Origin of the sequence: Algoriphagus sp. AGSA1, assembly GCF_021390545.1 — a bacterium.
In the GTDB taxonomy this organism is placed as follows: domain Bacteria; phylum Bacteroidota; class Bacteroidia; order Cytophagales; family Cyclobacteriaceae; genus Algoriphagus.
Window position 1 is genome coordinate 82,761 of the sequence record NZ_JAJUWR010000028.1, and the last position, 8,696, is coordinate 91,456.

General features: G+C 43.9%; 7 protein-coding genes and 1 tRNA gene. 4 read left to right on the forward strand and 4 right to left on the reverse strand.

All coding sequences use genetic code 11. The features are described from left to right. Nucleotides 1–48 precede the first annotated feature (48 nt). From LZF95_RS20030 to LZF95_RS20040, 3 genes are read left to right on the forward strand one after another with little or no spacing between them, the layout of a single operon-like run. Nucleotides 49–1,152 carry an alkene reductase gene (locus LZF95_RS20030; protein WP_233756869.1) on the forward strand — a complete coding sequence of 368 codons (1,104 nt, stop codon included), beginning with the start codon at nt 49–51 and terminating at the stop codon, nt 1,150–1,152. A gap of 52 nt (nt 1,153–1,204) precedes the next feature. Further along, nucleotides 1,205–1,969: an NRDE family protein gene (locus LZF95_RS20035; RefSeq protein WP_233756870.1), complete on the forward strand. Its 765-nt coding sequence runs from the start codon at nt 1,205–1,207 to the stop codon at nt 1,967–1,969. A 6-nt stretch (nt 1,970–1,975) separates the two neighbouring features. Continuing rightward, nucleotides 1,976–2,974 (forward strand): YpdA family putative bacillithiol disulfide reductase, encoded by a 999-nt coding sequence (locus tag LZF95_RS20040; protein ID WP_233756871.1) that lies wholly within the window; start codon nt 1,976–1,978, stop codon nt 2,972–2,974. A gap of 130 nt (nt 2,975–3,104) precedes the next feature. On the opposite strand, the gene LZF95_RS27700 is transcribed toward LZF95_RS20040, so the two are convergent. The 4 genes from LZF95_RS27700 to LZF95_RS20060 all read right to left on the reverse strand — a co-directional run bounded on the left by LZF95_RS27700 (nt 3,105) and on the right by LZF95_RS20060 (nt 7,907). Further along, on the reverse strand, nt 3,105–5,036 hold the full coding sequence (locus LZF95_RS27700; RefSeq protein WP_233756872.1) for an OmpA family protein: 1,932 nt from the start codon (nt 5,034–5,036) through the stop codon (nt 3,105–3,107). A 40-nt stretch (nt 5,037–5,076) separates the two neighbouring features. After that, nucleotides 5,077–5,565 (reverse strand): hypothetical protein, encoded by a 489-nt coding sequence (locus tag LZF95_RS20050; RefSeq protein ID WP_233756873.1) that lies wholly within the window; start codon nt 5,563–5,565, stop codon nt 5,077–5,079. An 80-nt stretch (nt 5,566–5,645) separates the two neighbouring features. After that, nucleotides 5,646–6,437: a (Fe-S)-binding protein gene (locus LZF95_RS20055; RefSeq protein WP_233756874.1), complete on the reverse strand. Its 792-nt coding sequence runs from the start codon at nt 6,435–6,437 to the stop codon at nt 5,646–5,648. A gap of 135 nt (nt 6,438–6,572) precedes the next feature. Beyond that, entirely contained in the window at nt 6,573–7,907 is a 1,335-nt protein-coding gene (locus LZF95_RS20060) for a 4Fe-4S dicluster domain-containing protein (RefSeq protein ID WP_233756875.1), read from the reverse strand. Nucleotides 7,908–8,010: 103 nt separating this feature from the next. On the opposite strand from LZF95_RS20060, the gene LZF95_RS20065 reads away from it, so the two are divergent. Then, nucleotides 8,011–8,083: transfer RNA gene (locus tag LZF95_RS20065), tRNA-Phe, on the forward strand. The last annotated feature ends 613 nt before the right edge of the window (nt 8,084–8,696 follow it).

Consider the following 8,696-nt stretch of genomic DNA (forward strand, 5'->3'; position numbering starts at 1 on the left):
AAAATTAGTTGTATAGACATTGAATTTTTAAAAAAACCAACTACTATCATGAATGACAATCAAATGCTTCTTACTCCCATCACACTTCCCGGGGGATTAGAACTAAAAAACAGGATATGGATGGCTCCAATGACAAGAAGCCGTGCGGACAACCCGGCAAATAAACCTTTTGGAATCCACGAGAAATACTATGCTCAACGGGCATCTTCTGGCTTGATAATTACTGAAGGATCCCAAATATCACAAGAAGGAGTAGGCTATATAAACACACCGGGCATATATTCAGACGCCCAAGTGGAAGGCTGGAAAGGGGTGACAAAAGCCGTCCATGATAAAGGCGGAAAGATTTTTATCCAACTTTGGCACGTGGGCAGGATATCCCATCCCGACTTTCATAACGGAAACTTACCTCTGGCACCTTCAGCCATTAACCCGAATGAAAAATCATTTACCCCGGAAGGCTTTAAAGAAACAGTCACACCTAAAGAAATGACCCGGGAAGAAATCAAGAAAACCGTCCAGGATTTTAAAAATGGGGGGAAAAATGCCATGGGAGCAGGTTTCGACGGTGTTGAAATCCACAGCTCCAACGGCTACCTTCTTCATCAATTTTTCAATGCCACCAGCAATACAAGAAGAGATGAATATGGGGGGTCGATTGAAAACAGAGCCAAAATCCTATTCGAAATCATCGATGCCCTCAAGGAAGTGATGCCAGAGCAAAAGATTGGCATAAGGTTAAATCCTTCTCTGCACGGCGTATTTGGTATGACTGCAGACGAGAACACTATCCCAACCTTTGAGTACATCGTCGAAAAACTCAATTCCTATGACCTGGCATACCTCCACCTTTCAGAGCCTTTTTCAGATGTCTCTGATATACCATATCTGGTTACCGAGGTAGCCAAACATTTTAGACCACTTTATAAAGGAACCTTGGTAGCCAACGGAGGTTTTGATCAAGCAAAAGGCAATAAAATAATCGAAGAGGGAGATGCCGATGCTGTGGCTTATGCTACTCTTTACATTGCTAATCCTGATCTGGTAGAGCGTTTTGAATCAGGTGCAGAACTTGCCCAGCCTGACAAAGAAACCTACTATACTCCAGGGGAGAAAGGCTATACCGATTACCCTCCTATGAAGAAATCTTAAGTAGGACAATCTTCCGGGCCGGAATTCCCGGCCTTTTACTTATTTTTATCCCATGTGTCTTGTAGCATTATCGTGGCAGAGCCATCCTAAATACCCCCTCATCATCAGTGCAAATCGTGATGAATTTTATGAACGCCCCTCTCAAGAGATCCATCAGTGGCAAAGTGGCTTTTATGGCGGAAAAGATCTCCGCAGCGGTGGCACCTGGATGGGGTATCACCCTAACGGTCGCTGGTCACTACTAACCAATTACAGAGATTTCAAAAACCCAAGAAATGCCCATATCAGCAGGGGAAAACTGGTACAGGCCTGGCTGGAAAGCCATATTTCACCTGAAGAATATTTGCTTGGAATACAAAAATCCCAAGATCAATACGATGGTTTTAATCTTCTGGTGAGCGATGGAGAAAAGCTTTTTTATCTCAGTAATTATTCATCTGACATCAGGGAAATCGCACCTGGGATTTACGGTCTGAGCAATGCCCTCATTGACGATCCTTGGCCTAAGGTAAAACTGGCCAAAACCCAATTGATGAAATTGATCGAAAAAGACTTTTCTACCGATGACCTACTGGATATTCTAAAGTCAACAAAAACCTATCCTCCGGAAAAGCTCCCAGACACTGGAGTCCCATTGGACATGGAAACTGCCCTCTCAGCACAATTAATAAGAATGCAGGGCAATTATGGAACGGTTTCGGCAATCGCCCTGGTTCAACATACAACTGGGCTAGTTGAGCTCAAGCAAAGAAGTTACGAATGGAAATCTGAGATCTACAGGGATATAGAATACCAATTTCATCTCGATCAAACCTAAAACCAAATGTCAAATAAAATATACGATTTGCTGATCGTCGGCGGCGGCCCTATAGGCCTTGCCTGTGGAGTAGAAGCAAAAAAAGCAGCGTTGGACTATGTCATTGTTGAAAAGGGCGCACTGACCAATTCTATCTACAATTACCCGATCAACATGACTTTTTTTTCTACTTCAGACCGACTGGAAGTGGCAGGGATACCGTTTATGTCTATAGGCAACAAGCCAAACCGTACCGAAGCATTGGAATATTACCGCCGGGTATTCACTCACTTCGGCTTAAATGTCAAGCTCTATGAAGCAGTGAACACGCTAGAGAAAAAAGACGATTTGTTCCAAGTCAATACTTCAAAGGGAGAATACCTTGCTAGGAATATCGCCATGGCGACAGGTTTCTATGATTTGCCCAACCTCATGAATATCCCAGGAGAAGACTTGCCCAAAGTCCATCATTACTATAAGGAGCCTTGGCCTTTTATCAACCAAAAAATTGTAGTAGTGGGCGGAGCCAATTCTGCAGTAGATGCCGCACTGGAGACTTGGAGAAAAGGTGCCGAAGTCACGATGATCTTACTTGACGAAGAAGTAGATCAGGCCGTAAAATACTGGGTGCGACCGGACATTGTCAATCGCATCAAAGAAGGATCAATTAAAGCTTTTACGAAGTCAAAACTAAAGGAAATCCGAAAGCACGAAGTGGTCATCGACACTCCAGATGGAGACGTGACGATAGAAAATGACTTTGTATTGGCCATGACGGGATATAAACCGAACTTCGGATTATTGAATCAACTGGGTGTAAAACTGAGTGAAGACGGGAAATGCCAACCTCAGTACAACGAGCTAAGCCACGAGTCGAATGTACCAGGGGTTTATCTTGCGGGAGTAGTCTGCGGAGGATTGAATACGCGAGAGTTCTTTATCGAAAACAGTGTGGTACACGCAGGGATGATTGTGGAAGATGTTGTGAATAAACTTAAAACAAGCTCCAAATCAACTGTCCAATAAACAGCTGTAAATCAGCAGAGGAATAGGCTCTGACCCCTTGAAGTTTAATACACACACCTTGAAGAAACAAAAAAAGGGCCTATGCAAATGATATTGTCTAGGCCCTTGATCTATATTTATACAGCTTCTTCTATTCCTGAATCTCTATCACCTTAAATTCAGTCCTTCTGTTTACCTGATGCTCCTCTTCTGTAGTAGCATTCTCTATGATCAACTGGCTTTCGCCATATCCTTTGGCAACTAATCTATCTGCGGAGATCCCCTGTGACACGATGTAATCCACTGCAGACTGTGCTCTTCGCTGCGACAGATCCTGATTATATGCATCAGATGATCTATCATCGGTATGGGAACTGAGTTCTATTCTGATTGAAGGATTATCCTTCAGTATCTGTACCAGTTTATCAAGCTCTAGCGCCGCATCAGGCCTGATTTCCGCCTTATCCAGATCGTAATAGATATTTTCCAAAACTATAGATCTATCCAAAACCAGCTGGTCCAAGACTATAGTAGTATCCAAGGTAATGTTCGTGACATCCTGAACCAACGTGGATACATCAGGGGTTTTGCCTCTGGTGGTGTATGTTATAGACTTAGAGAAATAGCCAGTTTTTGATGCGATTATAGAAAAGTCGGCATCGGGGGCAAGTGTGAACCGAACCCTCCCATTGGAATTGGAGAAATCACCTCCGGCTTGTTTATTAAGACTGTCGTATAGCACTACCCTGGTCTGCTCCAATACTGCATCATCTTCTCCCGCTACCCGCTGCTTGGTATATACGTTCAGCAATACATTGATGATTTTCGGTTTAGGGGTTTTGTCCTCAAAGAAATAGATATCATCATCACCTACTCCGCCTTCCCGGTTGGAAGATATAAAGCCTGCTTTTGGATACTCCGTAAAGAAGATGCCAAAATCATCATTTATGCTGTTAAAGTTCTCTCCAAGATTCCGGATTACTTTAGTTCCGGATTCGTCATTTTCCGCTACAAAAAGATCCAGCTTGCCAAATCCCGGGTGCCCGTCAGAAGAAAAGAACAACTTCCCATCAGCCATAGGTCTTGGAAACAACTCATTTCCGGGAGTATTGATAGTCGGCCCTAAGTTGACCGGATTACCAAAGTCAGAATTAGCCAATCTTGTCGCTTTGTACAGATCGATCCCACCATATCCTCCCGGACGATTTGAGGCAAAGTAAAGCTCATTTCCATCAGGACTGAAAGCTGGGGTGGAATTCCACCAGGTTTCGTCCTCGTTCACCGGTAGCCAGATCGGTTGGGTAAAACCTCCACCCCGAAAGTAGGATGCAAATAGAGCTGTTTCAGGTAGATCTTTGTCGGATGTAGAATTGCCTCTGGCATAAATAATGGTATTCCCGTCAGGGCTGATGGCTATTGCAGCCTGATTGAGACCTTCTTCATTTTTAAACTCCGGCAGCGCTTGGGCCCCACTGACATCTACGCGCAGCCCTTCAGCTCTGGCGCGGAACAATTTGGTATAGGGAGATCCATCTGCAGGATAAATCCCACTTGCCTGACGGCCTGAAGTGAAATACAGAAAATCCTCACTGATCACAGGTGCATAATCAGGGCCAGCAGTATTGAGGTCTTTGAAATTCGCCAACACATGATTTGGCCAGTAATTCTCTATACCTTGGGATAATTTGATGGATTCCAACTGCCGCTGAGTTTCTGCCAGGTAAGACTCATCCTGTGTATAGTCCTTGGCCTTTTCAAAAGCCTCTCTAGCTTCATCTTTCTTATCCAGGGCCTTCAGACTCAATCCTAGCCGGTAATAACTTTCGAAAGTAGGCTCCTCTTCTATCAGTTTTTGATAATACGGAGCGGCATTTTCTATTCTGTTGGAAAGCCTGTAACTCTCAGCCACGACCTGATTTGCTTCCCTGTTGTCGGGATCCTCAGCTAAAATCTGGGAAAAGGTATTGATGGCATACTGGTATTGCCCAGAAAGAAACTGGTCGTTTCCTTTTTCCTGAAGGCTTTTGCATGAGCTCACTCCCACCAGGAGTAGAAGACAAATCCACAAAAAATGGTTTTTCATGTGAAAGGGTAATTGACGATCTATTCTGAATATTACTAAATTAATTTGGAAAGTATCGATTCATCCAGCTATTCCCTGCTAAAATCCACACACTATCCAAGTCTTTTTTGCTTTTCACCAAGGGATTGATCACCAGCGTCTGCGAATCTATCTCCCCTGAAGTGACTTTTGACTTGATCCCTAGTGCTGAAGTTACGTTGATTTTTCCCGAATCGGACCTGAAAGTGACTTTCCCCTGATCCGTAATGTTGGTCCCCAGTTCATTTTCCAACTCCCGGAGCATTCTTACCGAGCTATCTATAGAGCACCCGCTAGCTCCCAAACCTGATTCATCCACGGCTAATAGTATCACGTGGGCACCCAATATCTTAAAAGATGTAGGCATACTGTTGCCATGCGTATTCCACGACTGGCAGAATGCGGATAGTTTTTTGGTGATCAGATCCTTTTCGTTTTCCGAAAATTGGCGCTCTGACTGGTAAATCCAAACACGGGAATCGTCTGGCAAATCTTTAAATTCGACGTACATAGTTTATTGATACTTTATGGCAAAGAAAAACCCTTTCTACCTAACGGCAAAAAGGGTCAAATTGATTCAACGGATAAACATCAAATGCCCATGTCTTTGGCAATCATCTCTGCCAAGTCATACACCTTTACTTCTGCCTCCTTCTCCTTGTTTTTCACACCATCTGTCATCATAGTAAGACAGAAAGGGCAGCCCACCGCTATGGCGCTTGCCCCTGTGGCCAAGGCTTCTTCCGTGCGCTCCACGTTGATGTCTTTTTTTCCCGGCTCTGGTTCTTTGAACATCTGCGCCCCACCTGCACCACAGCAGAGGCCTTTGGTCTTGCACCGCTTCATTTCCACCAGTTCCACATCCAGTGCTTTGATGACTTCCCGGGGAGCTTCGTACACGTTATTTGCCCTTCCCAAATAACAGGAATCGTGAAAAGTAATCTTCTTGCCCTTAAATTCACCTCCACCTTTCAGGGCTACTTTCCCTTCATTTATGAGTTGTTGGAGGAATTGGGAGTGGTGAATGACTTCGTAAGTTCCACCTAAAGCCGGGTATTCGTTTTTAATGGTATTGAAGCAGTGAGGACAAGCAGTGACTACTTTTTTGATGTTATACCCATTCATCACCTGAATATTCGCGACTGCCTGCATCTGAAAGAGGAATTCGTTGCCTGCGCGCCTGGCCGGATCACCGGTACAGGCTTCTTCGGGGCCCAGCACGGCAAAGCTTACTCCCACTTTATTCAGGATTTTCACAAAGGCCTGGGTTACGGCTTTATATCTATCATCAAACGAGCCTGCACATCCCACCCAAAACAATACTTCAGGGCTTTCTCCTTTACCGGCCAGCTCGGCCATAGTTGGTACTTTATATGTTGACATGATTTAGAATTACGATTTACGATATTGGATTTACGAGGCCATCGTCATAATTGATTTTTTCCCTGAAATCTGAACCTCATAGCATTTTTTACTTATTCAGCCTACTGAAAACTGAGACTGACCACTGATAACTGATCACTTTATATCTTCTTCTTTCACTTTCTCCGCCCAATTGAACCTATCCTGAGGGCTGAATTTCCATGGGGAGAAACTGGTTTCCATATTTTGGAACATGGCATTCCATTGTGCCGGGGTTCCGGATTCTTCCATTGCCACATACCTTCTCATCTCCAAAATAATGGCCAGAGGATCAATATTCACAGGGCAGGCTTCCACACATGCATTGCAACTGGTACAGGCATTCAGTTCTTCTTTGGTAATATAGTCTCCCAAAAGAGACTTGCCATCTTCTAGGCCTTTTCCCCCAACATCCAGACTTTTGCCCACTTCCTCTGCTCTATCCCGCACATCCATCATGATTTTTCTCGGGGAGAGCTTCTTCCCTGTAATGTTTGCAGGGCACTCCGCAGTACATCTTCCGCATTCCGTACAGGAAAAAGCATTCATAATATTGATCCAGCTCAAGTCATTGATATCTTTTGCTCCAAACCTAGCTATCTCCATAGGGGCATCAGTGGGAGCTTCAGATGGTATACCCAGCATCATATTTACTTCATTAGTGACCGCCGGCATGTTTTCCATCTGTCCCTTAGGCTTCAATCGAGTATACCAAGTATTGGGGAAAGCCAAGAAGATATGTAAATGCTTAGAATAAGTCACATAAATAGCAAAAGCCAATATCCCTACGATGTGAAACCACCATGCCGCCCGCTCCAGGAACACCAGGAATCCCGAACTCATCTGCTCAAAAACGGGGCGTACAAGTCCGCTGAAGAAAAGACTATCTACTGTGATGTAATTACCCACGCCTCTTGAGGCCAATATCTGATCTGCCGCATTCATCGTGAGGATAGCAATCATTAGCACAATTTCTATCACCAAAATTATATTGGCATCCATCGCCGGCCAGCCTTTCAAATCAGGCTGGGCTAACCTAGGCACCTTCACCACATTTCTGCGAACCAAAAAAACCACACAGGATAAAAGAACCGTCACTGCCAGAAACTCAAAAATATTCATCGCCACCACATAGGCGCCTCCCAGAAAAGGGGCAAATAATCTATGGCCCCCTATAACTCCATCCACGACAAACTCCAGCACTTCGAGATTGATCACCAAAAATCCCACATATACAAAGAAGTGCAGAAATGCCGGAATAAATCGCTTGAACATCTTTTGCTGACCAAATGCCACCAACAGCATAGCCTTCCATCGCTTGCCCGGCTGGTCATTACGCGCTTCGGGCTTACCCAAAAGAATATTTCTACGCAGGACTCTGACTCGTCTGATCAAAAAGAAGCCTGTAGCTATCAAAATGATCAAAAATATAAGTTGTGGTAAAAAGCTCATAGTGACGTTATTAGCGTGTTTTTCGGGTTTTAATCAATATTTTTTTCTAAAATGGCTTGCTTCAAATATCCAAATACCTACCTTTGCATCACTTTACAAACAAGGTGATATAGCTCAGTTGGTAGAGCATCGGACTGAAAATCCGTGAGTCGGTGGTTCGAGTCCACTTATCACCACAAGCCATGAATGTCTTCATGGCTTTTTTTATGCCCATATCGAACCACAAAGGGCTCAAAGATTTCACTGAGGACACAATTCCATATTCTGAACCAAAAACCAGAACAATCCCCCCTCCTTTTTTCTCGTTTGTATATCCTCTATCCATTTAGTGTTGAGATTTCTTTAATGCAAGAAACTGAATCATTTTTTGAACGCCGGTATGCAAATTAATAAATAGTCGGCATGCATACTATTTCCATCTGTAATTTAGAAGCAATTTACGCCGGCCATCCCGCACAGCCAAAACCTTAAACAGTTGACAATCTTTACTTCCTCTATTAAACAAGGTGAATTAAAAATATCTATCTTTTTTCACACTAACTGTAACATTTGTCAATCCCATGCATTATCGCAGTAAATGAAGTCATTTTTTGAAGCACATATCTGGCCGCAAAGAGGCAGGCTCTACCGGCTCGGGTATCTCTGGGTCAGGGACAGAGCCCGGATCAGCCGGAATAGCTGGGGAGCTGGTTATTTTAAGCATAGATATTTGATAGTCTGAACAGGAAGAATTCAATGTTGGTGACACCTCTGAACTGAGCCCTGAATGCCTTGATTTTTGCATTGAAT

Excerpts from the sequence above, each read along its gene's own strand:
- LZF95_RS20040 (WP_233756871.1), top strand. The coding sequence starts at position 1,976 with ATGTCAAATAAAATATACGATTTGCTGATCGTCGGCGGCGGCCCTATA.
- LZF95_RS20035 (WP_233756870.1), top strand. The coding sequence starts at position 1,205 with ATGTGTCTTGTAGCATTATCGTGGCAGAGCCATCCTAAATACCCCCTC.
- LZF95_RS27700 (WP_233756872.1), bottom strand. The coding sequence starts at position 5,036 with ATGAAAAACCATTTTTTGTGGATTTGTCTTCTACTCCTGGTGGGAGTG.
- LZF95_RS20030 (WP_233756869.1), top strand. The coding sequence starts at position 49 with ATGAATGACAATCAAATGCTTCTTACTCCCATCACACTTCCCGGGGGA.
- LZF95_RS20055 (WP_233756874.1), bottom strand. The coding sequence starts at position 6,437 with ATGTCAACATATAAAGTACCAACTATGGCCGAGCTGGCCGGTAAAGGA.
- LZF95_RS20050 (WP_233756873.1), bottom strand. The coding sequence starts at position 5,565 with ATGTACGTCGAATTTAAAGATTTGCCAGACGATTCCCGTGTTTGGATT.
- LZF95_RS20060 (WP_233756875.1), bottom strand. The coding sequence starts at position 7,907 with ATGAGCTTTTTACCACAACTTATATTTTTGATCATTTTGATAGCTACA.